This window comes from Stenotrophomonas sp. RIT309 (genome assembly GCF_000632045.1).
In the GTDB taxonomy this organism is placed as follows: Bacteria; Pseudomonadota; Gammaproteobacteria; order Xanthomonadales; family Xanthomonadaceae; genus Stenotrophomonas; species Stenotrophomonas indicatrix.
Genome location: NZ_JFYS01000006.1, coordinates 91594 through 117667 on the forward strand (window position 1 = coordinate 91594; position 26074 = coordinate 117667).

The 26074-nt window shown below is 66.7% G+C and carries 17 protein-coding genes; 8 read left to right on the top strand and 9 right to left on the bottom strand.

The annotated features are described in order from the left end of the window. The first annotated feature begins 1 nt into the window (after position 1). Positions 2-1255 (top strand): flavohemoglobin expression-modulating QEGLA motif protein, encoded by a 1254-nt coding sequence (locus BW38_RS15270; protein ID WP_032975427.1) that lies wholly within the window; start codon positions 2-4, stop codon positions 1253-1255. 446 nt (positions 1256-1701) lie between these two features. On the opposite strand, the gene BW38_RS15265 is transcribed toward BW38_RS15270, so the two are convergent. The 4 genes from BW38_RS15265 to BW38_RS15250 form a co-directional block, all read right to left on the bottom strand. Further along, positions 1702-3990: a TonB-dependent receptor gene (locus BW38_RS15265; RefSeq protein ID WP_081323768.1), complete on the bottom strand. Its 2289-nt coding sequence runs from the start codon at positions 3988-3990 to the stop codon at positions 1702-1704. Positions 3991-4166: 176 nt separating this feature from the next. Beyond that, a complete protein-coding gene (phbB, locus tag BW38_RS15260; protein ID WP_025874115.1) occupies positions 4167-4907 on the bottom strand; it encodes an acetoacetyl-CoA reductase in 741 nt (246 codons plus the stop codon). Positions 4908-4932: 25 nt separating this feature from the next. Further along, positions 4933-6261 carry a CitMHS family transporter gene (locus BW38_RS15255; protein WP_025874116.1) on the bottom strand — a complete coding sequence of 443 codons (1329 nt, stop codon included), beginning with the start codon at positions 6259-6261 and terminating at the stop codon, positions 4933-4935. A gap of 75 nt (positions 6262-6336) precedes the next feature. After that, positions 6337-7473 carry a porin gene (locus tag BW38_RS15250; protein ID WP_051584929.1) on the bottom strand — a complete coding sequence of 379 codons (1137 nt, stop codon included), beginning with the start codon at positions 7471-7473 and terminating at the stop codon, positions 6337-6339. A 327-nt stretch (positions 7474-7800) separates the two neighbouring features. Between BW38_RS15250 and BW38_RS15245 the strand changes: the two genes are divergently transcribed. The 4 genes from BW38_RS15245 to BW38_RS15230 all read left to right on the top strand — a co-directional run bounded on the left by BW38_RS15245 (position 7801) and on the right by BW38_RS15230 (position 11655). Next, positions 7801-8490 carry a response regulator transcription factor gene (locus BW38_RS15245; RefSeq protein ID WP_025874118.1) on the top strand — a complete coding sequence of 230 codons (690 nt, stop codon included), beginning with the start codon at positions 7801-7803 and terminating at the stop codon, positions 8488-8490. Next, positions 8483-9874: a sensor histidine kinase gene (locus BW38_RS15240; protein ID WP_032975453.1), complete on the top strand. Its 1392-nt coding sequence runs from the start codon at positions 8483-8485 to the stop codon at positions 9872-9874. The genes BW38_RS15245 and BW38_RS15240 overlap by 8 nt, the downstream gene beginning before the upstream one ends. Continuing rightward, positions 9871-10926, top strand: a complete 1056-nt coding sequence (locus BW38_RS15235; protein ID WP_032975431.1) for an ABC transporter substrate-binding protein — start codon at positions 9871-9873, stop codon at positions 10924-10926. Before BW38_RS15240 ends, BW38_RS15235 begins: the two co-directional genes overlap by 4 nt. Positions 10927-10998: 72 nt before the next feature. After that, complete coding sequence (locus tag BW38_RS15230) at positions 10999-11655, top strand: response regulator transcription factor (protein WP_032975433.1); 657 nt, start codon at positions 10999-11001, stop codon at positions 11653-11655. A 59-nt stretch (positions 11656-11714) separates the two neighbouring features. Here BW38_RS15230 and BW38_RS21720 read toward each other — a convergent pair whose 3' ends face one another. The 3 genes from BW38_RS21720 to BW38_RS15220 all read right to left on the bottom strand — a co-directional run bounded on the left by BW38_RS21720 (position 11715) and on the right by BW38_RS15220 (position 16535). Next, complete coding sequence (locus BW38_RS21720; RefSeq protein WP_152543283.1) at positions 11715-12326, bottom strand: hypothetical protein; 612 nt, start codon at positions 12324-12326, stop codon at positions 11715-11717. Between the two features lie 319 nt (positions 12327-12645). Beyond that, positions 12646-15297, bottom strand: a complete 2652-nt coding sequence (locus tag BW38_RS15225; protein ID WP_032975434.1) for a PAS-domain containing protein — start codon at positions 15295-15297, stop codon at positions 12646-12648. 68 nt (positions 15298-15365) lie between these two features. After that, on the bottom strand, positions 15366-16535 hold the full coding sequence (locus BW38_RS15220) for a porin (RefSeq protein ID WP_032975435.1): 1170 nt from the start codon (positions 16533-16535) through the stop codon (positions 15366-15368). Positions 16536-16866: 331 nt separating this feature from the next. Here BW38_RS15220 and BW38_RS15215 point away from each other — a divergent pair, with 331 nt between their 5' ends. Both BW38_RS15215 and BW38_RS15210 read left to right on the top strand, forming a co-directional pair. Continuing rightward, positions 16867-18222, top strand: coding sequence for a dicarboxylate/amino acid:cation symporter (locus BW38_RS15215; protein ID WP_025874125.1), 1356 nt, complete (start codon positions 16867-16869; stop codon positions 18220-18222). A gap of 229 nt (positions 18223-18451) precedes the next feature. Further along, positions 18452-20743: an NADP-dependent malic enzyme gene (locus BW38_RS15210; RefSeq protein ID WP_025874126.1), complete on the top strand. Its 2292-nt coding sequence runs from the start codon at positions 18452-18454 to the stop codon at positions 20741-20743. 586 nt (positions 20744-21329) lie between these two features. Here BW38_RS15210 and BW38_RS15205 read toward each other — a convergent pair. Then, complete coding sequence (locus BW38_RS15205; protein WP_032975436.1) at positions 21330-22085, bottom strand: basic secretory protein-like protein; 756 nt, start codon at positions 22083-22085, stop codon at positions 21330-21332. Beyond that, on the bottom strand, positions 22082-25426 hold the full coding sequence (locus BW38_RS15200; RefSeq protein WP_032975438.1) for a GH92 family glycosyl hydrolase: 3345 nt from the start codon (positions 25424-25426) through the stop codon (positions 22082-22084). The genes BW38_RS15205 and BW38_RS15200 overlap by 4 nt, the downstream gene beginning before the upstream one ends. Positions 25427-25862: 436 nt before the next feature. On the opposite strand from BW38_RS15200, the gene BW38_RS15195 reads away from it, so the two are divergent. Next, positions 25863-26060: a zinc-finger domain-containing protein gene (locus tag BW38_RS15195; protein WP_025874129.1), complete on the top strand. Its 198-nt coding sequence runs from the start codon at positions 25863-25865 to the stop codon at positions 26058-26060. Positions 26061-26074 lie beyond the last annotated feature (14 nt).

Below are 26074 nucleotides of genomic sequence, written 5' to 3' on the forward strand. Positions count from 1 at the left end.
CATGGAACCGACCGCGACGCTGGACCGTGACGTGGCCCACCATGCAGCGCTCGATGCGCGCCTGGTCGAGGCCGTAGGAGGCATCCGCCTGCTGGGCCTGACCAGCTGGCCGGCGACACTGCAGGCACCCTTCCTGGACAGCGTGGCCCGTGGCCAGCCGACGCTGCCGGTGGTCGACTACCCGAAGCTGGACTTCAGCGACGAGCGTCGCGCGCTGGCCGCGCTCGCTGCCGAGTGTGACGAAAGCCATCCGCTGGGCCATTACGTGCAGCAGTCCGCGCAGAGCTGGGATCTGGCAGCGCAGCTGCTGGAAGGCCTCGGTACCGCGGCCGTGGATGCCTGTTCGATGCAGTTGTTCGGTTCGCCCGAGCAACCGTTGCCGGGCAACGGACCGAGCACGCGCGATGCGGCGCGCCACTTCATCCAGATTGCTGCCGAACTGGATCACGAACTGCTGGCACCGGAAGAGCAGGTGCCGGTCTCGGCCATCGCCCTGCAGTTGCAGCTGCAGAATGATCTCGATGCGTTTTTCGAATCACGCATCATCCAGGTGCAGCTGGATCCGGAACTGGTCTCGAAGGCGGCTGCCGGACCGACCCGCATCCGCCTGCGCACCAGCGCGCGTTTCAGCGCTTACGATCGCGCGCAGCTGTTCCACCACGAAGCGCTGGTGCATTCGTTGACGGCGTTGAACGGTCGCGCGCAGCCGGTGCTGCCGAGCCTGGCGCTGTCTTCGCCACGGGTGACGGCCACCCAGGAAGGACTGGCGACGTTTGCCGAGCAGATCACCGGCAGCATCGACATCGAGCGCCTGAAGCGCATCAGCCTGCGTACCGAGGCGATCGCGATGGCGCGCGAAGGTGCGGACTTCATCGAGGTGTTCCGCTACTTCTGCGATGCCGGGCAGAACCCGGAAGAGAGCTTCGCGTCGGCGCAGCGGGTATTCCGCGGTGTGCCGCCGAGTGGCGGCCTGGCCTTCACCAAGGACACGGTGTACCTGCGCGGGCTGGTGTCGGTGCATACCTTCTTCCGCCACATGCTGGCCGAGGATCGCCTGCAGGTCTGCCGCTGGTTGTTCGCCGGCAAGATGAGCCTGACCGATGCGATCGCGTTCGCCCCGCTGTTCGAATCGGGTGTGCTGAAGCCCCCGCGCTGGCTGCCGCACTGGATGAGCCGGGCCAACGGCCTGGCTGGCATGCTGGCGTTCTCGCTGTTCGCCAACCGCATCCGGATGGACCAGCTGGCGCCGGAATGAAATGCGTTGGCGGGATGATGCGCTGGCGCCTCGATTGATATCGGTTGGCGGCGGTGGGGCACCCTGGCCAGGACACGCCGTAAACCCATCCATGGGGGCTCGATCGGCGCATCCATGCGCCTCACGGTCCTGGCCAGGGTGCCCCACCGCCGCCAGACAGTTTCCCGCGCGGGCGGCAGCACATCACCGCGCCGAAGGGATTGCGCTTGAAAAGCAAAGAGCCGGGCACTGCCCGGCTCTTTGCTTTTGCTCTTGCTCTTGCTTTCCATTGCCTCCGCGCCGGCGCGGGGAACTGTCCAGCGCGGGTAGGCAGGCCCATGCAGGACCGTTGGCGCCATGGATGGCGCCATCGAGCTCCCATGGACGGGTTTACGGCGTGTCCTGCATGGGCCTGCCTGCCCGCGCCATGCAGGAACAATCAATGCGCCGCAGCGCCCGCTTTCGACTTAGAACTCCGCCGCCACCGTCATGAAGATCTGCCGCGGCGCACTCGCATGGATTGCATACCGCGTGCCCTTCGGATCGGTCGGTGCGAACGAACTCAGCTGGCCCGCATAGCGCTTGTTGGTCAGGTTGGTCGCGTTCAACGACACCCGCACGTTGCGCAGGCCCATGCCCGGGCCGAAGTCGTAGCCGGCGCCGGCATCGAAGGTGGTCACGCCCGGCACCGACTGGTCGTTGGTGTAGGTGTAGTACCGCTTGCCGGTGTACTTGGCGCGCAGGCTGGCGAAGAAGCCATCGCGGTTCCAGCTGATCTCGCTGGACGCCATGCGCTGCGGCGTATCCACGGTGATCTTGCCGGCCACCGGTACGATCGCACCGCCCGAGGTGTAGTCATCCTCGTAGGTGGTCTTGTTCCAGGACAGCGCGTTGTACCACTGCAGGCCATCGACCGGCTTGAGGATGAAGGTCAGCTCTGCGCCATGGCTCTTCACCGAACCGACGTTGATGAAGCGCGTCACGCACTCCGGACGCGTGCCTACCTCGATGCTCGAGCACGGGTTCAACGACAGCAGACGGTTGTCGAACTTCACGTTGTAGGCCGCGATCGACGCCTGGTATTTCTCGCCGAAGGTACGGAAACCAGCTTCCAGGCTCTTGGACTTCTCCGGCTCGAGGCCGGCGCTGGCCGCGAACGATTCCGGCGACACCTGCAGCGGGCCACCGCTGCCGCCGCCGACGAAGGCGGCGATGTTCTCGGCGTACGAGGCGAACACTTCATTGTTGGCGTTGAGCTTGAAGCCCACGCCCAGCTGCGGCAGCACCGATTCCTTGGCGGTCAGCGTACCCGAGGCGATGCTGGTTTCCACGCCCGGCTGGGCCTTGGCAGTCATGCGCGTGTTGGGGCTCTTGATGCCCACGTCCACGGTCAGGCGCTGGTCGAGGAATCGCATGCGGTCCTGCACATAGAACTGGCGGGTGCGGATGTCGAAGTCCTGGTTGAACAGGCGACGGTCCGGGTTCTGCAGGTAGAGGTCGTCCAGGAACGGGCCGCTGATGTAGTAGAAGTTGCGCGATACGTTATGGTCGTTCTGCTCGTACCACACGCCGGCTTCCAGTTCGTGGATGCCCAGCGTCCACGACAGCGCAGCGGTCACGCCATCGCGGTTGATGGTGTAGTTGGTGCTGCGGATCGAGATCGGCAGCATCCTGTCGGTGCCCGGGTAGGACGGCTGGCCCGGTGCCCACCAGTGGCCCTGGCCACGGTTTTCGTGGTGGTAGCCCAGTAGTTTCAGGCGGCCCTGTTCACCCAGGCGGATGTCGGCGTCGATCGAGTACAGGTTGTCATCGCGCAGCGCACGGCTCTGGTAGTAGGCATCGTCGATGCTGTTGACGCCGCCGCTGAATGCACAGCGTGCCTTGTTGTAGGTGCCCGGTGCGCAGTATGCAGCCGCGACGGCGCGATCCCAGTCCGGTGCATAGATGTTCCAGTCATAACCCAGGCCGCGCGCCAGCATGTCCTTGGACAGGTAGGCATAGTTGGCCTGGCTGGCGCGCGAGGTGGCGACGAAGGCACCGAAGCGGTTGTCGCCCACGTTCCATACCGCCTTGGCATTGAACTGGCGGGTGGTCTGGTTCTGGTACGGCGCGGCCCACATGTCCTGGTCCTGGTGCACGCCGGACACGTAGGCCGAGAAGCCGTTGATGTCGCCGGTGTCCACCCGCAGGTAGCCGCGGCGCTGGTTGTCATCGCCGACGGTGATGCTGGCGCGGCCGCCGAATTCGGTGGACGGGTCCATCGAGAAGTACTGGATGGTGCCGCCAAGGTTGCTGGTCGAGGCCACGCCCAGCGAGCCGATACCCTGCGACAGCTCGGCGCCGGCCAGGTTCTCGGCGATCAGTGCACGGGCGATGCTCAGGCCGTTGTAGTTGCCGTAGCTGTTGTCGCCCAGCGGGATGCCGTCCAGCGTGTAACCCAGGCGGCTCTTGTCGAAGCCACGCAGGCTGATGGTCTGCGATTCCTCATTGGCACCGAATGCATCGTTGGACTGCACCGACACGCCGGGCAGGCGGTCGAGGATCTTCTGGCCGCTGGTACCCGGCGGCAGCACCTGCTTGTCGACGGTGGTGATGCGCTGCACCTGGCGGGTCTCGCCCTGGCCGATGACCGAGACGGTATCCAGCGTCTGCGCGCTCAGCGCGGTATCGGCGGTGGCGTCGGTGGCTTCAGCGGCATGGGCGCTGGCGGCGGAAAGCGCGATCGCCACGGCGATCGTCAGGTATCGGGTCTGCATGATGGTCCGTTGCATGGGGGATGGTCACCGGCCCGGGGGCGTGGTGCACGGCCACTATGCGAACGGAACATGAAACCTTGTTTACGGAAAACCAACGAACGGCGTCGTGGGGGAAGCCGCGCAGGGCGTGAATCTGCCGGGGGAGGGAAGCAGACCCACGCCCTGCGCGGAGAGGGCTAGCCCATGTACAGGCCACCGTTGACCGGATAGTCGGCACCGGTCACGTAGGAGGCTTCATCCGAAGCCAGCCAGGCACACAGGCCGGCCACTTCTTCCGGGCGACCCAGGCGCCGCACCGGTACCGACGCGGCCAGTCGATCCAGCACGTCCGGTGGGAAGCTGCTGATCGCCTGGCTGGCGATGTAGCCCGGCGACAGCGTGTTGACGGTGACCCCGCGCGAGGCGACTTCAGCGGCCAGCGCACGGCTGAAACCGTGCATCGCGGCTTTTGCCGTGGCGTAGTTCACCTGGCCGATCTGGCCCTTGTGGGCGCTGACCGAACCGATGTTGATGATGCGGCCCCAGCCACGCGTGGCCATGCCATCGACCACCTGCTTGGTCAGGTTGAACAGCGAATTGAGATTGGAGGCGATCACCGCATTCCAGTCCTCCACCGTCATCTGCCGGAACAGCAGGTCGCGGCTGCCGCCGGAGTTGTTGACCAGCACGTCCACCTCGCCGACCTCGGCACGCACTTTGGCGAAGGCCGCGGTGGTCGACGCCCAATCGGTGGCGTTGCCTTCGGAGGCGATGAAATCAAAGCCCTGTTCGCGCTGCTCGCGCAGCCAGTTGGCCTTGCGCGGCGAGTTGGGCGCGCAGCCGGCGACCACGGTATGGCCGGAACGGGCCAGGCTCTGGCAGATGGCAGTGCCGACACTGCCCATCCCGCTGGTGACGTAGGCGATGCGAAGAGTCATTGCAGAACGCTCCTTGGTAAGGAAATCAGGCCGTGAAGGGATAGAGCCCGAACAACAGGCCGCCGATCATCAGCAGCAGCGAAATGGCGATCGCCCACTTCAGGGTGAATTTCTGGTGGTCGGCGAATTCAACCTTGGCCAGCCCCACCAGCAGATAGGTGGAAGGCACCAGCGGGCTGAGCAGGTGCACCGGCTGCCCGGCCAGCGACGCGCGGGCCATTTCCACCGGGGTGATGCCGTAGTTGCCGGCCGCCTCGGACAGGATCGGCAGCACGCCGAAGTAGAACGCGTCGTTGGACATGAAGAAGGTGAACGGCATCGAGGCCACGGCGGTGATCACCGCCAGGTACGGGCCCCAGCTGTCTGGGATGATCGCCAGGAAGCTGTGCGACATCGCCTCGACCATGCCGGTGTTGTTGAGGATGCCGGTGAAGATGCCTGCGGCGAAGATCAGCGCCACCACCGACAGCACGCTGCCGGCATGGCTGACCACGCGGCGGCGCTGTTCGGCCAGGTTCGGGTAGTTGATCACCAGCGCGATGGCGAAGCCGATCATGAACAACACCGGCATCGGCAGCACACCGATGATGAGCGCGCTCATCAGCGCCAGGGTCAGCACCAGGTTCACCCACAGCAGCTTGGGGCGCTTGGTGTCTTCGGCGTCTTCCACGGTCGGCAGCGTGTTGCCGTCATCGGACACGCTGTTGTCCATCCAGCTGCCGCCCTTGGGCAGGGTCACCACGCCCAGGCGACGACGCTCCTTCAGGCCCAGGTACCAGGCCAGCAGCAGCACGCCAGCGCAGGCGATCACCATCGAGGGAATCAGTGGCACGAACACATCGGCAGGATCCACGTGCAGTGCGGTGGCCGCGCGCGCGGTCGGGCCGCCCCACGGGGTCAGGTTCATCACGCCACCAGCGAGAATGGTCACGCAGGTCATGTTCAGCGCGTTCATGCCCAGCCGCTGGTACAGCGGCAGCATCGCCGAGACGGTGATCATGTAGGTGGTCGAGCCATCGCCGTCGAGCGAGATCAGCATCGCCAGCACGGCGGTGCCAAGCACGATCTTCATCGGGTCGCCCTTGACGAAGCGCAGGATGATCCGCACCAGCGGATCGAACAGGCCTGCATCGATCATCACGCCGAAGTAGAGAATGGCGAACATCAACATCACGCCCGTCGGCGCGATCTTCTTGATGCCTTCCAGCATCATCTCGTCGATGCCGGCGGCGAAGCCACCGATCAGGGCGAAGATGATGGGAATGGTGATCAGGGCAACGAGCGGCGACAGTCGTTTGCTCATGATCAAGTACATGAACGTAATGACCATGCCAAAGCCGAGGATGCTCAGCATCATCTGCGGACTCCTAGAGGAAACAGGACGTGGGACGTGGAAGGGGCCCGAGCGTGCGTGCCCGGGGAAAACGCGTTAGAAGTCGAACTGCAGGCGCCCGGTGACCGCGCGCGTGCGATCCACCGTGGCGCCGGCGAGGCGGTCGCGGTTGCGGCTTTCGATCACGTTGAGCATGAAGCGCAGGTTGTCGCGCAGGTACCAGTTGCCGCCCAGCGTCCAGCCTTCGGTACTGCCACGGCGCAGGTCCGGCGCACCATCGAGGTGCTGCGCGCCCCACATCTGGTCGTAGCGCAGGGCCACTTCGAAGGCACCGGCCTTGTGGCGGATGTTCTTGACCCGGGCGAAGCGGCCGGTCTTGCGGTCGTAGGCGCGGCTTTCGCCGGTAACGAACCAGCTGAGCATGCCGTAGGCGGCCATCACGTCACCGCGCTGGGCGCCATCATCGAAGGTGGCGCCGCTGAACTCGCCCTGCCATGACAGCGGGCCGCGCACCTGCGCATATTCCAGCGACCACTTGTTGACGTCGGTATCGCGGCCAGCGGAGAAGTCGACCAGGGTCAGGCGGCTTTCGTCGGACAGATGGCCGGCCGGACGCGGACGGATCTTCAGGCCCGGGGTGCCGTTGCCGCCCGGGTTGTCATAGGCCTCGCGGGCCAGCGACAGGCCCAGGTGCAGCACGTCGCCCTCGCTGGGTGACGGCGCCCAGGTAACGCGTCCACCCGCAGCGCGGCCCTTGACCTGCCAGGCATCGATGCTCTCCAGGCTGTACACGCTGGCCGCCCAGGTGAAATCGCCCGGGTTGGCCTGCCACGAGGCGCCCAGCCGGTACAGCGGCGCCAGCGTGGTGCCGGCGTTGCCGCGCTCCAAGAAGCTGCCGTAGTTGGAACCGGTGCGGTCGTCCAGCGAGAAATACTGCTTGAACTGGCCCACGGTGAGGCGACCGGCATCGCCGAAGCTGCGGCTCAGGTAGACGTCCTTGGCCTCGACACGGTCGCCGGAGAAATCGGCTTCCAGCTTGTAGTCGACCACGAAGAACTTGCCGGACACGTCAACCCAGGCGCGGCGGATCTCGGTGTCGTCCTTGTTCGGCGTACCCCGGTTGTCGTTGTCGAAGGTGGCGAAGTCCAGGTGCAGGCGGCCGCCCACCGTGGCGGTCACTGGACGCTCGTCTTCGGCGAAGGCCGGCGCGGCCAGCGCAGCCAGGGCCATCATGGCGGCAGGACGCCGCCAGGCAATGCTCAATTCCACAAACCCTCCCAGGTGCGCGCCAGGCGCGCGGCAATCGTGGGCACCGGACGGTGCGCGGCCGCAGTCTGTGTCGCGCAAGCTGTCATCGTCCTGTCAGCGGTTTGTGCGGTGCAGCGTAAATGGTCTCCGCTGCGCTCCCCGGGCATGGCCCGGCGCTACCCGGCGACGATGCACCCAGGGGCGCCGATCCATGACCGGAGGAACAGGTCAGCATCGGTAGCGCCCGGCCATGCCCGGCGAGCGCAGCGGCGCCATGCGGTAGCATTCGTTTCCCCTCCCACTGTTGTGCCCATGCGCCTGCTGCTGGTCGAAGACAACCCGGACCTGGCCGATGCGATCATCCGTCGCATGCGCCGCAGTGGTCACGCGGTGGACTGGCAGGCCGACGGCCTGGCCGCCGCCAGCGTGCTGCGTTACCAGAGTTTCGATCTGGTGGTGCTGGATATCGGCCTGCCAAAACTGGATGGGCTGCGGGTGCTGGCCGGCATGCGCGAGCGTGGTGACAGCACACCGGTGCTGATGCTGACCGCACGCGATGGCATCGAAGATCGCGTGCAGGCACTCGATGTCGGTGCTGATGACTACCTCGGCAAGCCATTCGACTTCCGTGAATTCGAAGCGCGCTGCCGCGTGCTGCTGCGACGTGCACGCGGGCAAGCCAGCGAAGTGGTGCAGATCGGCGGCTTCCAGTTCGACAACGCTGCGCACCGGGTGACCCTGGATGGCGAGCCGATCGAGCTGCCCAACCGCGAGTATCGGTTGCTGGAGATCCTGGTCGGGCGCTTGGGCCAGGTGGTGGGCAAGGATGAGATCGGCAATGGCCTGTTCGGCTTCGATGACGAAGCCGGGCCGAATGCCATCGAGCTGTACATCGGTCGCCTGCGCAGAAAGCTGGCGGGCGCGCCGCTGCGCATCACCACGGTGCGTGGTGTCGGCTATCTGCTTGAAGCCAGCGACGGCCCGGCCGATGCCGATGGCTGACGCGCGCAGCGCAAGTGCCGCCCCCGGGTCGCTGCGGCGCACCCTGCTGCTGTACCTGGGCGCGTTGCTGGCGGTGTTCGCGGTGGCGTTGCTGTTCGCTGCACGCGACTACGGCCAGCGCGCCGCCAACCGCTCCTACGACCATCTGCTGGTGTCGTCGGCCCTGTCGATCGCCGATTCGGTGGCATTGGTCGATGGCCAGTGGCAGGTGGACCTTCCGTATGCCGCGCTGGACCTTCTGGCGATGGCGCCGGAAGACCGCGTGTTCTACCGGATCGCCGACAGCCGCGGCAACCTGATCACCGGCTACGGTGACCTGCCTGCGTCGCCGCGGCGGCCGGGCACGCAACCGCAGTTGTTCGATGCGCCCTACAGCGGCGAGATCGTGCGTTTCGTGGTGGTCGGCCGCAGCTTTGCCGCGGCCTCCGCGCAGGGCGAGGTGCAGGTGCAGGTGGGGCAGACCCGGCGTGCACGCGAAGCGGTGGCGCAGGAACTGGTCACCCGCGCGCTGTTGGCCATCGGCGTGCTGTCGGGATTGCTGCTGGCACTGGTGGCGTTCGGCGTGCACCGCGCGTTCCGGCCGCTGGTGCGGGTCGAGCGCGAACTGTCACGCCGTGAGCCGTCCGACCTGAAACCGCTCGATGCGCGCGTGCCACGCGAGATGGACCAGATGGTGGCCGCGCTGAACCGCTTCATGGAGCGCCTGTCCAGCAGCAATGAAACCCTGCGCGCGTTCATGGCCGAGGCCGCGCACCAGATGCGCACGCCGTTGGCCGCGCTGCGTGCGCAGGCACAGCTGGCGCTGGACGACGACGATCCGGAAGACATGCGGCGCAGCCTGCAGGCGATCGAGCGCAACGCCACCCACATGAGCCGGCTGCTCAACCAGCTGCTCAGCGATGCCAGCGTGATCCATCGGTCACATCTGCAGCGCTTCGCCACCGTGGACCTGGCCGAGACCGTGCACCAGGCCCTGCATGAAGCGCTGCCGCAGGCAGGGCCCGCCCCGCGCGTGCAGCTGGCGATGACGGCCGAGCCGGTGCAGGTGCATGGCGACGCGCTGCTGCTGCGCGAAGCCATCAAGAATCTGGTCGACAACGCGCTGAAGTACGGCGGTGATGGCCCCTTGCAGATCGCGCTGACCGCTGAAGGCGGACAGGCCGTGCTCACCATCGCCGACCACGGCACCGGCATCGCCGCCGCCGATGCCGAACGCGTGTTCGAGCGTTTCGCGCGCGGCGAGGGCGCACCCTCCGGCGGTGCAGGCCTTGGCCTGGCCATCGTCAAGCGGGTGGTCGACAGCCATGGCGGGCAGATCGATCTCAGCAATCGACCGCAGGGTGGCCTGGTCGCCACCATCCGCCTGCCCCGGAGCAGCACATGATCCGCCTGTTCGTCGTTGTTGTTGCCCTGTTGCTGGCGATGCCAGCACTCGCCGCGCCGGGCGATGTACGCCGCTTCCCCGCCCAAGGCGCCGCCACCGCGCAGCTGCGCATCCACGGCACTACCGATATCGAGGTCTTCGCCGAGGTCATCGCCGATTACCAGCGGCTGCATCCGGGCAGCGAGGTGGTGTACGAAGACATCATCACCCAGGACCTGTACGCGCGTTACCTGCGCGACCGCAGCGGGCCTGCGTCGCCGGACCTGCTGATTTCCAGCGGCATGGACCTGCAGACCAAGCTGGTCAACGACGGCCACGCGTTGCCACACCGCTCGCTGCAGACCCAGGCGCTGCCAGCGTGGGCGCAATGGCGTGGCGAGGCATTCGGCATCAGCTACGAACCGGTGGTGATGGTCTACAACACCCGCGGGCTGCCGGCCGCGAAGGCGCCGCACACGCGTCGACAGCTCCTGGACCTGCTGCGCGCGGAAGGGGCGCCGTTGCGCGGCAAGGTCGGTACCTACGATATCGAACGCAGCAGCGTGGGCTACCTGCTGGCGACCCAGGACGCCCAGCGCGGCAGCATCGCCGGGGCCCTGCTTGGTGCGCTGGGGGACAACGCGGTGGTGCGCGAGGAGCGCACCGGCGTGCTGCTGGACCAGGTGGCCAGCGGCCAGTTGTCGCTGGTCTACAACGTGCTGGGCTCGTATGCGCAGGCGCGTATCGATGCGGGCGCACCGCTGGCCATCGTCGAGCCGGAAGACTACACGCTGGTGGTACTGCGTACGGCGGTGATTCCGCGTACCGGCGCGCACCCGCAGGAAGCGCGGCGCTTCCTCGACTACCTGCTGTCGCCACGTGGCCAGCAGGTGCTCGCGCGGGAAGCGCGGCTGATGCCGATCGTGCGCAGCGATGCAGGCGGCGGGGATGCCCCTGGCCGCAGCCGTCGCCCGATCCAGCTCGGCCCCGGCCTGCTGGTCTACCTGGATGCGCTCAAGCGCCGCCAGTTCCTGGATGCATGGCGCAGCAGCGTGGAGCCGGCGGGGCGGTAGCGCCCGTACTGGTGCTCCGGTAGCGCCGGGCCATGCCCGGCGGAGGCAGTTCGCTGCCCGTACAATGGCCGCATGAGCGAATACACCATCCTGATCGCCGATGACCATCCGCTGCTGCGTTCGGCGGTGGTGCAGTCGTTGCGGCAGAGTCTGCCGCTGGCGCAGGTACGCGAGGTGGCCAGCGCCGAAGCACTGGCCACCTCGCTGGACGCACAGCCCGATGTGGATCTGGTGCTGCTGGACCTGACCATGCCGGGCGCACATGGATTCTCCGCGCTGCTGCACGTGCGCGGTTCGCACCCGGACATTCCGGTGGTGATCCTGTCCTCCAACGACCACCCGCGGGTGGTCCGCCGCGCGCAGCAGTTCGGCGCGGCCGGCTTCATTCCCAAGTCCGCGCCTGCCGAAACCATCGGTGAAGCGGTGGCAGCGGTGCTCGATGGTGGCCTGTGGTTCCCGGCGATGGCCGCTGAGCGTTCCGAGGCCGACGCGTTGCTGGCCAGCCGCCTGGCGCAGCTGACGCCGCAGCAGTTCCGGGTGCTGCTGTGCCTGGCCGACGGGCTGCTCAACAAGCAGATCGCCTATGAACTGGGCTTGGCCGAAAACACGGTGAAGGTGCACGTGACCGCCATCCTGAAGAAGCTCGAATGCCACAGCCGCACGCAGGCGGCAGTGCTGGTGAAGGCGCTGGAGCCGGAAGGCGATGCGCGCGTTGGATTGGATGGCTGACAGAGACGGGACGTTGGCGCATGTACTGCGTCGTTGTGGATGCTGTTCCGCTTTCCTGATCAGTTCCCGCTGATCGAATTCAGTTCGGGATCGGTAGAGAACATGAATCTGTTCTCGTATCCCGCGCCGAGCTTCTCAGATACTTCGGCGTAGCTGTATGTGGGAGATGATCGGTCTGACGCCAGTCTGTGGCCCCATGCTTCGTGATCGGCACTGCTTTGGGCGCGAGCGATACCAATGCATATGCTCAGGCCGCACGCGAGGCGATCAAGAACCCCGTCCTGACCCATTGCGCGCTCGAGAGATGATCGATAGTGCCTGGTCAGGTCCTGGGCATCAGGGCTGGACGCTGCGTCGATGGTCATACGGTCGATTGCATCAGAGCTGCTGCGGCTGGATCGCAAAAGGGTTTCAGCTGTCTGGTTCGAGATGCCCCCGTTTGCCATGAATCCGGATTCGACTTGAAGGTACTCGAATGTGCGTTCTCTACGATTGCTGGCCGAAGCTGAAACAGCTTCATTCGAAGACGTTCGGCCGGACCGGCCCGCTGGTTCGGGTAGGTCCGGATGAAAGTAATTGATGCCGCCTTCTTCTGTGGATCTCTGTTGATTGCGGTCTGCTGTTTGTGATTTGCCATCGACGCATCCGCTGCAGTACAGGCCGAGAAGCATTGCCGCGATCAGGCCGAAGTGTCTTGTAGATGCAGGGGGCACGGGACGAGGGAGCACGGTTGTTGCCTCTGGTCTGGCTGGCCGGTTGGCCCGGGCACGCAATTGTCTGATCTTCAGCAACGTTGGTAAGTAGGGCGATTGCTCGTTTGTTGTTCGGACTATGCCCATGCTTCGTCACGAGTACGTCGCTTCCCTTCCTCCTCTCAAAGAGCGGATGGCAAGCGAAGGATGTCTGGCCATCAAGTGGCGGAGCACCCGCTCACGTCAGAGCGTGAACGCTCTGACGCGGGCCGATGGTCCTCGCTCAGGTGCGACTGACTTACCCGCGATGCCGCAACAGCAGCTGCGTCATCAACGCCCGCAGCGCCGGCGGCCGCACGGGCTTGAGCAGGAAGCCCCAACCGTTCTCGGCAGCATGCACTTTCAGCGCATCATCGCGCTCAGCGGTCACCAGGATCACCGGTGGCCGCGCCTTCCACAGCGTGCACAGCGCTTCATACAGGTCCGGTCCGTGCCATTGCCCCATGCGTACGTCCAGCAGCAACAGCTGCGGCACGTTCAGCGCACTGGCGATTTCCAGTGCCCCCTGGGGGCCATCGGCAAGTTCCACATGGCAGCCCCAGCGTTCCAGCAGGGCACGGGTCGCCGCACAGACATGCGGGTCATCATCGATGCTCCAGACCCGACATTGCCGCAGCGGGCTGTCATCGGACGGCTCGGTCGCGACGACCGGCGCCGCCGGCGGCGCAATCACCTCGTCGGCGCGCCCGAGTGCCACGCTCACCGCGAATACGCTGCCCTTGCCCAGCGCGGAACGCAGGCTGATGCGGTGTCCGAGCAGTCGACCGATGCGTTCAACGATGGCCAGGCCCAGGCCGGCGCCCCGTTCCTGCTCCACGCCGTCGTTGAGGCGACGGAATTCTTCGAAGATCTCGCCCTGCAGGCTTTCCGGAATACCTGGTCCCTGGTCATGCACCTCGATGCGCAGCTGGTCGCCTGCACGCCGGCAGCCGATCAGCACGCGGCCACGTGGCGTATAGCGCAGCGCATTGGACAGGAAGTTCTGCAGGATGCGCCGCAGCAGTGCTTCGTCGCTGACGATCACCGCACGAGTGTCCACCCAGTCCAGCTGCAGGCCGCGGCTCTGTGCGGCGATGCCGAACTCGCGCGCCAGGGTTTCCAGCAAGGGAGACAGCGCGAATGCGCGCACCCGTACCTGCAACGACCCCGACTCCAGCCGTGAAATATCCAGCAGGCTGTTGAGGATCGCGTCCTGCGCGGCCAGTGCGGCGTCGATATGGTCGCTGGTCTGTTGCTGTTCGGGGTCGGTGAGCTTGCCGCGCAGCACCGACACGAACATGCGCGCGGCATTCAGCGGCTGCAGCAGGTCGTGCACGGCCGAGGCGACGAAGCGGGTCTTGTAACGGTTGGCCTGCTCGGCTTCGCGGCGGGCTTCGTCCAGATCCTGGGTGCGTTCGGCCACGCGGTGTTCCAGCGCATCGGCCAGCGAACGCAGCTCGCGTGCAGCGTTCTTGTAACTGGTGATGTCGGCATAGCTGGTGACGAAGCCACCGTCGGGCAGCGGGTTGCCGCGGATCTCCAGCACCGTGCCGTCGTCCTTCTCGCTCTCGCGCATGTGTGGGCGGCCACTGCGCAGGTGGGTCAGGCGGCGTTCGATGGCCTCGTCGATCGGGCCGGGCCCCAACAGGCCGCGACGTGCGTTGAAGCGGAACAGTTCCTCGATCGGGCGGCCCACCCGCACCAGTCCCGCCGGGAAGCGGAACAATTCCAGATAGCGCGAATTCCACGCGACCAGACGCTGTTCCTTGTCGATCACCACCACGCCCTGCGGCAGATGTTCGAGGCTGCGGCTCAAGCCAACGTCTGCATCGGTCGCGGCTTCCAGCAGGCCGTCCTGGGCGGTCCGCAGTTCCTGTGCATGCTGCTTGAGCAGGGTTTCCAGTTCACGCCGGCTGCGCTGGCGGTGCTTGGACAGGCGACGCCGTTGCTGCACGAACAGCACCAGGAAACCCAGCGCCAGCCAAGCGGCGGCGCCGGCCACTGCCGCGCCGCGGCCGGCGCTGGTGGCCGCGCTGGCGTCGTGCAGCAGGTGCAGGCTCCAGTCTTCGTCGGGCAGCGCCAGGGTCTGCCACAGCATCGCCTGCGGCAGTGCCGGGTCGAGCAGGCGCACCATGCGGCCGCCATCGGCCAGCACATCTTCGGTGCGCACGCGCAGCGGCTGCAGCGAGCGGTCGGCATACTGCCGCGCCGCGCGCATCTCGCGGCGTTCCTCCGTGCCGAGCGGACGCAGAAGGCGGTAGCGCCAGGCATCGCGGTTGGCCAGGAACACCACGTCGTGGTTGTCGCTGGTCAGCACCACGTCCGGGCTGTTCAACCATTCCTGTTCCAGTGCCGACAGCTCGATCTTGATCACGATCACGCCGATGCGCTGGCTGTCGGCATCGAGGATGGCCTCGGACATGAAGTAGCCGGGCACGCCGGTGGTCATGCCGATGCCGTAGAAGCGACCACGACCATGGGCCAGCGCCTGCTGGTAGTACGGACGGTAGCTGTAATCCTCGCCGACGTTGCTGGTCGGCTGGTCCCAGTTGCTGGCGGCCACGGCCACGCCATCGCGGCCGACCAGGGTCAGTGTCGAGGTGCGGGTAACCTGGTTGGCGCGCTGCAGTTTGAGGTTCAGGCGCTGCCGCTCGGCGGGCTGGGGCGGCACCTGCAGTGCATGCAGCAGGTCCGGGTCCAGCGCCATCACCTGCGGCAGGGTGCCGAACCGGTCGATGCGCTGTTGCAGGCCCTGGCCATACAGCTGCAGCTGCCGCTGCACCTGCGCGCTTTCGGTGCCCAGCGCGCGACGCCAGGCGTAGTGGCCTGCGGCGGCCGCGCACAGCACGGTGCCGGCCACCATCACCAGAATAGTCAGCAACTGCAGGCGGTGTCGGCTGAGCCAGTACATGGCGGCAGTCTACGCAGGGCCGGCGGGCGTGGCATGCACGCCCGCCGGGATCTGACGCGTGGAAGGGATCAGAAGTGCATCTGCGCGCGAAGTTCGAAGATCTCCGGGGTGCTGCGCACACCGCGACGGCTGGCGTCGACCTTCACGTAGTTGGCCTGGAACTTGAAGTGGCTGGTCAGGTACCAGTTCGCGCCCAGGGTCAGGTCGTGCTGGCGGCCACCGAGGATGCTGCCGTCGTCCAGGTCCAGGCGGCTGTAGCGGGCCACCAGTTCCACCGCACCGTAGTCGTGCGCCGGCTTGATGTTGGCAACGGCGCCGGCGTTGTACGGGCGTGATTCGCCGGTCAGCACCCAGCTGGCCATCGCGTACTGACCGTGGCCGGTGTAGTCGGGCTTGCCATCATTGCGGGTGACGGTGGCCTGCAGCGCTTCGGCCTGCAGCGAGAACGGACCGCGGATCCAGATGCCTTCCAGGCCGGTGCGGCGGATCTGGTCGGCGGTGACCAGCGCCCCCGAATCGACCAGGCGGATGTCGGTCAGGCCGGCTTCCGGACGGGCCCGCAGGCGCGCGCTGGCTTCGTGGTGCACGTCGCGGCCATCGTGGTAACCGCGCGGATTTTCCTGCGAATAGGCCAGGCCGAGGTGGATCACATCGCCCGGTGCCTTCACCGGCGTCCACACCGCACGCACCGCCTGGGTGGTGCCGGGGTTGTCGCCCTGCAGGTCCTTGCCGCCATAGGCGCCGGCCTGCAGCAGGTACTGCGGACGCTCCAGCACCCATTCCACGCCGGTGCGGCGGCCTGCGTAGAACGCCTGCACGGGCAGCGCGGTTTCCAGGAAGCTGCCGGCGCGCGAGGAGGTGTTGGCATCCAGGCCGACCGGGGTCTTCATGTAGCCGAAGCGGAAGCGGCCGACATCGCGGCCGAAGAACGCCTTGCTCTCGAAGCGCACGAACACGTCCAGCCAGGTATCGGCCTGGAAGTCGTAGTAGACCATCGCGTCGTACACACCCTTCTTTTTCAGGATCGCGCCGAACTCCTTGCGACGCACCGCATCGTCATCCTCGATGCCGCTGGCGGACGAGAAGTCGTTGTAGTCGTAGGCGATGTTGGCGGTAGCGGCCAGCTCGGTGCCGTCGCCGAAGGCGTACTTGGTCGGCCAGTTGTCGAAATCCGCAGCGGATGCGAAGGCGGGGAGGGCGGCCAGGGAAAGGGCCAGCAAGGTGGGAATCGGGCGCATGGGTGGTGCGGCTCTCTCGGATTGCGTGTGGACAGGACAACAACGGCCGCGATGGCCGGAACTTTCGCAATGACGCGCCCGGCCGTTCAGGTCGGGCCACCGGCGTCCCCGCGATCAGGGGTGCGGCGCCAGTGTAGGCAGCGCAGCCACCTGAACCGGGGGGCTAGTACCAATAGGTTATCTGCGCTGGCGTGCCCGGCGCGTACAAAGGCGTCCATTGGTCGCACCCCTGCGCCTGCAGTCACGGGGCGTGCGGTCAGTTTCCACGGTAACGGTTCCCGTGCATTTCCGGGGCCGTACGTGCCTGAAAACGCCCCTTCCGGAGTCCGCCATGCACATCCCGACCGCTGCGCCGGTGCCCAGCAAGCCGTTGCCGCTCTACCGCCAACTGTATTTCCAGGTGATCGTGGCGATCGTCTTGGGTGCTGTCCTCGGCCACTACGAGCCGCTGATCGGCGAGAAGATGAAGCCGCTCGGCGATGCCTTCATCAACCTGGTGAAGATGATCATCGCCCCGGTGATCTTCCTGACCATCGTCACCGGCATCGCCGGCATGACCCACCTGCGCACGGTGGGCCGGGTGTTCGCCAAGGCGATGGCGTATTTCCTGTTCTTCTCCACGCTGGCGCTGATCGTCGGCATGATCGTGGCGCACGTGGTGCAGCCCGGCGCCGGCATGAACATCAACCCGGCCGAGCTGGACCAGACCGCGGTGCACAGCTATGTCGAGAAGTCGCACGACCTGACCCTGGTCGGCTTCCTGATGGACATCATCCCGAAGACGCTGATCAGCGCCTTCGTTGACGGCAACATCCTGCAGGTGCTGTTCGTGGCGGTGCTGTTCGGCATCGCGCTGGCCTCGGTGGGCGAGAAGGGCAAGCCGATCCAGAACTTCCTGGAAGCGCTGGTCGCACCGGTGTTCAAGCTGGTGCACATCCTGATGAAGGCCGCGCCGATCGGTGCCTTCGGTGCCATCGCCTTCACCATCGGCAAGTACGGCGTCGGCTCGCTGGTCAACCTGGCCTGGCTGGTCGGCTCGTTCTACCTCACCGCGTTCCTGTTCGTTGCGGTGATCCTGGGCGTGGTCTGCCGCCTGTGTGGCTTCTCGGTGTTCAAGCTGGCCCGTTACCTGAAGGCCGAGCTGCTGCTGGTGCTGGGCACCTCGTCGTCAGAGTCGGCGCTGCCGTCGCTGATGGAGAAGATGGAACGTGCCGGCTGCAGCAAGTCGGTGGTCGGCCTGGTGGTCCCCACCGGTTACTCGTTCAACCTGGACGGCACCAACATCTACATGACCCTGGCCGCGCTGTTCATCGCCCAGGCCACCAACACCGAGCTGACCCTGGGCCACCAGATCGCGCTGCTGCTGGTGGCGATGCTCAGCTCCAAGGGCGCTGCCGGCGTCACCGGTGCCGGCTTCATCACCCTGGCCGCCACCCTGGCGGTGGTGCCGGAAGTGCCGGTGGCCGGCATGGCGCTGATCCTGGGCGTGGACCGCTTCATGAGCGAGTGCCGCTCGCTGACCAACTTCATCGGCAACGCGGTGGCCACGGTGGTGGTCTCGCGCTGGGAAGGTGCGCTGGACCGCGACCGCCTGAAGCTGGCGCTGGATGGTCGCGAAAGCGAACTGCCGCCGCCGGTCGATGCCGTGCCGCTGGCGATGACCGAGGCGCTGCCCGCCAAGGGCTGATCCGGGTGTGTGGTACTGCGGGGCCGGTCACGACAGTGGCACGGCCCCGCAGCGTTTCAAGGCGTCCCACGGCTGTCATCGCCAGCGCCGAAGCTGTGCTCTGGTAACGTCGCATACGCCATGGAATTGTGCGGTCGCAGCATCACTGCGACAGCATAGCGACAGGTCCGACCGCTCCAACGGGGGTATGATCCCCTGTCCCTTCTGCCCATTCATGTAACCCACATCGATGTCCAACGAAGATTTCAAACAGGCCGCCCTCGATTACCACCGGATGTCTCCGCCCGGCAAGATCAAGGTTTCCGCTACCAAGCCCATGCTGACCCAGCGCGACCTGTCGCTGGCGTATTCGCCGGGCGTGGCGTACGCCTGTGAAGCGATCAAGGCCGATCCGCAGCAGGCCAGCGAGCTGACCGCCCGCGGCAACCTGGTGGCGGTGATCTCCAACGGCACCGCGGTGCTGGGCCTGGGCAACATCGGCGCGCTGGCCGGCAAGCCGGTGATGGAAGGCAAGGGCGTGCTGTTCCAGAAGTTCGCCGGCATCGATGTGTTCGACATCGAAGTGGACGAGAACGACCCGGACAAGCTGGTCGACATCATCGCCTCGCTGGAGCCGACCTTCGGCGGCATCAACCTGGAAGACATCAAGGCACCGGAGTGCTTCATCGTCGAGCGCAAGCTGCGCGAGCGCATGAAGATCCCGGTGTTCCATGACGACCAGCACGGCACGGCGATCATCGTCGGTGCTGCGGTGCTCAACGCCATGGCGATCACCGGCAAGAAGATCGAAGAAGTGAAGCTGGCGACCACGGGCATGGGCGCGGCCGGCATTTCCTGCGTGAACATGCTGGTGCAGCTGGGCCTGAAGCCGGAGAACATCCTGGCCTTCGACCGCGAAGGCGTGATCCACACCGGCCGTACCGACCTGGACCCGGAAAAGCTGCGCTATGCGCGCGACACCGACAAGCGCACCCTGGCCGAGATCGTCGATGGCGCGGACATTTTCCTGGGCCTGTCGGCGCCGGGCATCCTGACCGCCGAGATGGTCAAGACGATGGCGCCGGACCCGGTGATCTTCGCCCTGGCCAACCCGACCCCGGAAATCATGCCGGAACTGGTGCGCGCCGCGCGTCCGGACGCGATCATCGGTACCGGCCGTTCGGACTACCCGAACCAGGTCAACAACGTGCTGTGCTTCCCGTACCTGTTCCGCGGTGCGCTGGACGTCGGTGCGACCGCGATCAACGAGGAAATGAAGATCGCCTGCGTGCGCGCGATCGCCGCGCTGGCCCGCCGCGCCGCCACCGACATGGGCTCTGCCTATGGCGGTGAGACCCCCAGCTTCGGCCGCGAATACCTGATCCCGCGTCCGTTCGACCGTCGCCTGCTGGTGGAGCTGTCGGCCGCCGTGGCCCAGGCCGCGATGGATTCGGGCGTGGCCGCCCGTCCGATCGCCGACATGGAAGCCTACCGGCAGAAGTTGTCGCAGTTCGTCTACCGCACCAGCCTGATGATGAAGCCGGTCTACGATCGCGCGCGCAGCGACAAGCAGCGCGTGGTGTATGCCGAGGGCGAAGAAGAAGTGGTGCTGCAGGCGGTGCAGAACGTGGTCGACGACGGCCTGGCACATCCGATCCTGATCGGCCGCCCGGAAGTGATCGAATCGCGCATCGAGCGCCTCGGCCTGCGCCTGAAGATCGGCGAGAACATTGAAGTCACCAACATCAATGACGACCCGCGCTTCAACGAATACTGGCAGTACTACCACGGCCTGACCGGCCGTCGTGGCGTCACCGTGGCCGCCGCCAAGAACCTGATGCGTTCGCGGCCGACCCTGATCGCTGCAGTGATGGTGGCCCGTGGCGAAGCCGATGCGATGCTGACCGGCATCGTCGGCCGCTTCCACAAGAAGCTGGGTTACGTGCGCAGCGTGCTGCCGCTGGAATCGAAGGTCACCTCGACCTCGGCGATGACCGGCGTGATCAACCAGCAGGGTGTGTTCTTCTTCGTCGATACCCACGTGCAGGAAGACCCGACCGCAGAGCAGCTGTGCGAAGCGACCCTGCAGGCCGCGTACCGCATGAAGCTGTTCGGCGTCGAACCGAAGGTGGCACTGCTGTCGCACTCCAACTTCGGCAGCCACGATTCGAAGGATGCGCTGAAGATGCGCCAGGTGCGCGAGCTGCTGCTCAAGCGCAACCCGCGTCTGAACGTGGACGGCGAAATGCAGGGCGACACCGCATGGGATGAAGCCCTGCGCCAGAAGCTGCTGCCGGGCTCGACCCTGCAGGGCCGTGCCAACCTGTTCGTGCTGCCGAACCTGGAAGCGGCCAACATCGCCTACAACCTGGTGCGCGTGTTCACCGATGGCGTGGCGATCGGTCCGATCCTGATGGGCGTCAACAAGCCGGTGCACATCCTGACCACCAGCGCGACCTCGCGCCGGATCCTGAACATGACCGCGATCGCCGCGGTCGATGCGCAGATCCGCAAGCAGATCGAAGCGGAAAAGAAGGCATAAGCCTTCGTTCCGCTGCGATCTGCAGAAACGCGCCCCACGGGGCGCGTTTCTGTTTCCGCCCATCGGAAACCGGATCGGGTAGCGCCGGGCCATGCCCGGCGAGCGCGCAGCGCGGCGCTTCCCGTATTCCGCCGGGCATGGCCCGGCGCTACCGGAGAAGCAACACGGAAACGGTAGTGCCGGCCGCTGGCCGACGAGCGCGCAGCGCGGCGCTTCCCGTATTCCGCCGGGCATGGCCCGGCGCTACCGGAGAAGCAACGCGGGAACGGTAGTGCCGGCCGCTGGCCGGCGAGCGCGCAGCGCGGCGCTTCTTGTGTTCCGCCGGGCATGGCCCGGCGCTACCGGAGAACTGCAGCCGCCCGGTAATCGCCCTGCAACCTCGCTGCGGCCCAATACGCCCACGCGGCCTGGCCGTGGGAAGGGACAGGACCGGCCTTCCCACCCTGGGCCCGACCAACTTTCCATGGGCGGAGCAGTGTCATGCGCAGTCGAGTGAGCAAGCGGTATTTCCAGCAGTTGTTCGCGCTGTACGCCGGCTTCGTGCAGTCGCGTTGAAAGCCGGGGCATCGCCCCGGCAACGTCGAGCTTACCGCCGCTTCGCGCGTCGCGCGGGCGGCGGCGCAGGGGCCGGGGAGCGCGGCTTGGCATACTCCGCCCACAGCGTCGGCAGGGTCTTGCCGGTGTGCTTCTGCCACAGCGCCGGCGCATAGCGCCCGTCGCGCAGATCCTTGTCCAGTGCCAGCACCAGTCCCGGGTGCGCCGCTTCGGCCCACTTCAGGAAGGCACCGGTCACCCGGTAGCCGCTTTCCACCGTCTGGCCCTGGCTCAGCTTGTCCGGCAACGCCCAGCCGGCAGCGGCGTTGTTCATGCCGTAGCGATCGCGGGCGTAGTCGGCGATGCCCTCCACCAGCCAGCCCGGCACGCGCTTGTCGCCGTAGCTGGGGTAGCCCTGCACGATGTGCATCGCTTCGTGGGTGACCAGATCGATGTCATCCGGGTGCTGGACCAGCCAGCCCGGATTGATCGTGATCGTGCTGGCCTTGTCCTTGTCGCCGACGAAGGCGACGCCGTTGTACGCCGGATCGATCACGATGCGCACTTCGTTCGGCGCGGCCGGGCGGAAGTCCGCACGCTCGCGCAGGTAAGCAAAGTAGAACGTATCGATGATGCGCTTGCGCACCGGCGCGGCCAGCGCGCCGGTGGCATCCTGGTAGTACAGGGTCACCCCGTCACGGCTGACCTGGCCATCGAAGGCCTGGGTCTGCGGTTGTGCGTGGCTGAGGCTGGGAAATACAAGGGCGGCAAGAGCGAGGGGGAGCAAACGTAGGCGCATGGACGTCATTGTAGGGGGGAGGGCGCCAACAGTTCGATCTCGGCCAGCTGCAGGCGCCCCGGCGCAGCCAGGCGCAGACGGTACTCGGCGTAGCGTGAGGGCGAGGCGATACGGAACGGGCGGGTCTGCCGCGGCGAGGTGAAATCTTCGCCGCGTCGCTGGTCCAGCGTTACCCAGCGCCCGTTGCCGGCACGCGCTTCCAGCGTCCACTCACCGCCACGGATCGTGCCGTCACCGCTGGTCAGCGTGTACATCGTCGGTACGCCATCGCCCACGTGGCTCAGTGCGATGGTCACGCCGCCGCCCAGCGGCACGGCGGTGTTGGCATCGTCGTCGATCAGCGCGGGCAGGGCGCGGCCATCAGCCAGTGCCGCCTGCGCGCCGTTGCCGAGCAGATCGTGCAGCAACTGCGGGCGCTGGCCGCGGGCGGTCAGCGAGCGCGGTACATCATCCACGCCGCTGCCCCAACGTGACGGCTGCGGGCCCATCACGAAGTCCAGGGTTGCACCCTTGGCGATCACTTCGTGCGGCACCCAGGTCTTGCTCCACGGCTTGCCGTTGATCTTCAGCGACTGCACGTACACGTTCTCCGGCGAATTCTGCGGTGCATTGACGGTCAACACCGCGCCGCCCTGCAGCTCGACGCGCGCATGCTGGAACGCCGGCGAACCAATCACGTACTCCGGCGCACCCATGCGCAGCGGATACAGGCCCAGCGAGGCCAGCACGTACCACGCCGAGGTCTCGCCGTTGTCCTCGTCGCCCGGATAGCCCTGGCCGATCTCGCTACCGACATACAGCCGCGACAGGATCTCGCGCACATGCTGCTGGGTCTTCCACGGCTGTCCGGCATACAGGTACATCCACGGGATGTGGTGTGCCGGCTGGTTGCTGTGCGCGTACATGCCCATGCGCACGTCGCGCGCTTCGGTCATCTCATGGATGGTGCCGCCGTAGGAGCCGGCGAATGCGGCGTCGGCGGTTTCCGGGGTGGCGAAGAAGGTATCGAGCTTGGCGGCCAGCTTGTCGCGGCCACCGTACAGCGCGGCCAGGCCTTCGCCATCGTGCGCGGCGGTGAAGGCGAACGTCCAGCCATTGGATTCGGTGTAGTCGTGGCCCCACACGCGCGGGTCGTAGTCCTTGGCCTGCAGGCGCCAACTGCCATCGGGCCTGCGGCCCTGGAAGAAGCCGGCGGCCGGATCGAACAACGTCGCGTAGCTGCCGGCGCGGTGGCGGAAGTAGTCGGCCTCGGTGGCGTAGCGTTCGCGTGCGGACGGTGTGGTCGCGCGCTTGGCCAGGGCATCGGCCATGTTGGCGATGCCGAAATCATTGAGTGCACCTTCCATCGTCCACGACATGCCTTCATGCACGTCGGCGCTGGCATAGCCGCGGAACGTCGAACGATCCATGCCCTTGCGGCCGACGTGGCGGTCCGGTGGCACCACGGTGGCGTTCTTCAGCGCTGCGGCGTAGGCCTCTTCCGGATCGAAGCCACCGATGCCCTTCAGCCACGCATCGGCGAAGGCGACGTCCGAGCTGGTGCCGACCATCAGGTCCGCGTAGCCCGGCGAGGACCAGCGCGCGACCCAGCCACCGGCGCGGTACTGCTCGATGAAACCCTGTACCAGCTGCCCGGCATCATTCGGGGTGAACAGCGCATACGCCGGCCAGGTGGTGCGGAACGTGTCCCAGAAGCCGTTGTTGACGAAGACCTTGCCGTCGCGCACCGGTGCGAAGCTGCGCGTCGCGCTGCCGTCGGTGTTGTCATCGGCGGCGCTGGCCTGGCTGGCATAGCGCCACTCGGGCGCGGCGGCGGTGCCCACATTCTCGTGGCCGGAATTGGGGTACAGGTACAGCCGGTACAGGCTGGAGTACAGCGTGGTCTTCTGGTCGTCACTGGCATTGCCGATGTCGAAACGGGCCAGGCGCGCATCCCACGCATCCTGTGCGCGTCCGGCCACGCTTTCCAGCGTATCGGCGGCGGCGATTTCCAGTGCCAGGTTGTGCCGTGCCTGCTCGACGGAGATCAACGAGGTGGCGATGCGCATCGTCACCCGGCGCTCGCTGCCTGGGTCGAACTTGATGTAGCCGGTCGGGCGGCCGGTGCCGATCTGGCCGCTGCTGCGCCACGGCCTGTCGAAGCTGGCGACCACGTACATGCGGGTGGCGCCGTTGGACAGGCCGCTGCGGGTATCGGTGTAGCCGGTCAACGTCTGCGTGGCGGCATCGAGGGTGAGTCCGCCGCGGGCATCGACGTTGTCGAACAGCAGGTTGGCGTCGCCGCCTTCGGGGAACTCGAAGCGGAACAGCGCGGCATGGTCGGTGGGGGCGATGGACGCGGCGATGCCGTTGTCGAAGCGCACGTCGTAGCGATACGGGCGCGCGTTTTCCTGCGTGCGGTCGAAGGACAACGCCCGCTTGCTGCGATCAGCCTCAGGCACACCGCGCGTGGCGGAGGGCATCACCTGGAAGGTCTGGCGGTCGCCCATCCACGGGCTGGGCTGGTGGCTCAGCGCCAACGCCTGCAGCTGCGGCCGGTTCTTCGCATCGTTCTGCTCGTTCCAGCGGTACAGCCAGTTCAGTGCGCCGGCATCGGTCACCGGCGTCCAGAAGTTGAAACCGTGCGGTACCGCAGTGGCCGGGAAGTTGTTGCCGCGCGAGAAGGTGCCGTTGGCCTGGGTTCCGCGCGTGGTCAGTACCCAGTCGGAGACGCGCTGCGGCGCCTGCCGTGGCTGCACGTCCAGGCGCACGTCGTCGATCCAGCCCGACACAGGCGCGCCATTGGCGCTGGCCACCTCGAGCTCGATGGCCAGCACGCGGCGGCCCTTCAGCGCCGGCATGTCGCCCAGCCTGACCGCCTTGCGCGCCCACTGCTGCGGGTACAACGTCTTCGAATCGCCCTGCGCCCGTGCGCCCAGCGCTACGCCGTGCTGGTCGCGCGCGCCGCTGGCGGAGACGCGGCTGCCATCGTCCAGCAGCAGGTCCAGCGAGACATAGGTGGAGGCCACGGTGTCCTTGCCGACGATCTCCGGCAGTACCAGCCAGGACAGCGTGGTGTCGGTGTCGATGGGCAGATCGGTCTTGAACAGTTCGCGGCGTGCCTGGCCGCCACTGGTGCTGTAGTGCAACGCATGCAGGCCGCTGTAGCCGACGTTGCGCTTGGCCGCGTACGGCGCGCCGGGGCCGCTGCCGACGTCGACGGACAAGGTGCCATCGGACCTGGCCGGTGCCGGTTCGCCCGGCTCGAAGGAGGTCTGCAGCCCTTGCGCCAGCACCGGCGTCGCAGTGGTCGCACAGGCCAGGGCCAGGGCGAGCGGAAGCAGGGCGCGGCGCGGATCGGACAGGGTCATGCAGGGTCTCCCGGTAGGGCAGGCGGCAGGCAGAACCCGCATCGGCGAACACCACGGACAGCATCGCCCCTTCCGCCGCAGGGCAGTCGGGAGGCGATGCAGGTCCGGTGGGGGACGGGCCATGCGATCGGGTCAGGAATGGATCGCTGCCGATGCTGCAACAGCCGGCAGCGCCCTGACAAGTGCCATTTAGTTCGATCCAAATGCGGGAAATTCGAACGACGGCCGATTCCGCGCGGAACTGACTGGCCTGCCTGGGATTTCCCGCCGATGGGGCAGGGCAACGGCAGCGCGGGAGGGGCAGGGCGGTCGCACGTGGCTGCACCGGCGAAGGCTGCAAGCGGGCCGCCGCGCGCAGCGGCCACGCCGCGCACGGTGTTTGCCGGGCCCAGATGCTAGAATCGCAGGCCTCGCAATCCGTTCATCGACATCCGCCATGAGCCATACCGCCACCGCGCCCGCCAACGCCGAAAAGCGCTACACCGTGCACCGCAGCGATCTGCCGCTGAGCTGCCCGACCCCGGAAATGGCGCTGTGGAACTCGCATCCGCGGGTGTACCTGCCGATCGAAGACGAACCCAACGGGCAAGCGCAGTGTGCTTACTGCGGCGCCGTGTTCGTGCTGGCCGACTAAACGGCTGCCCCCTC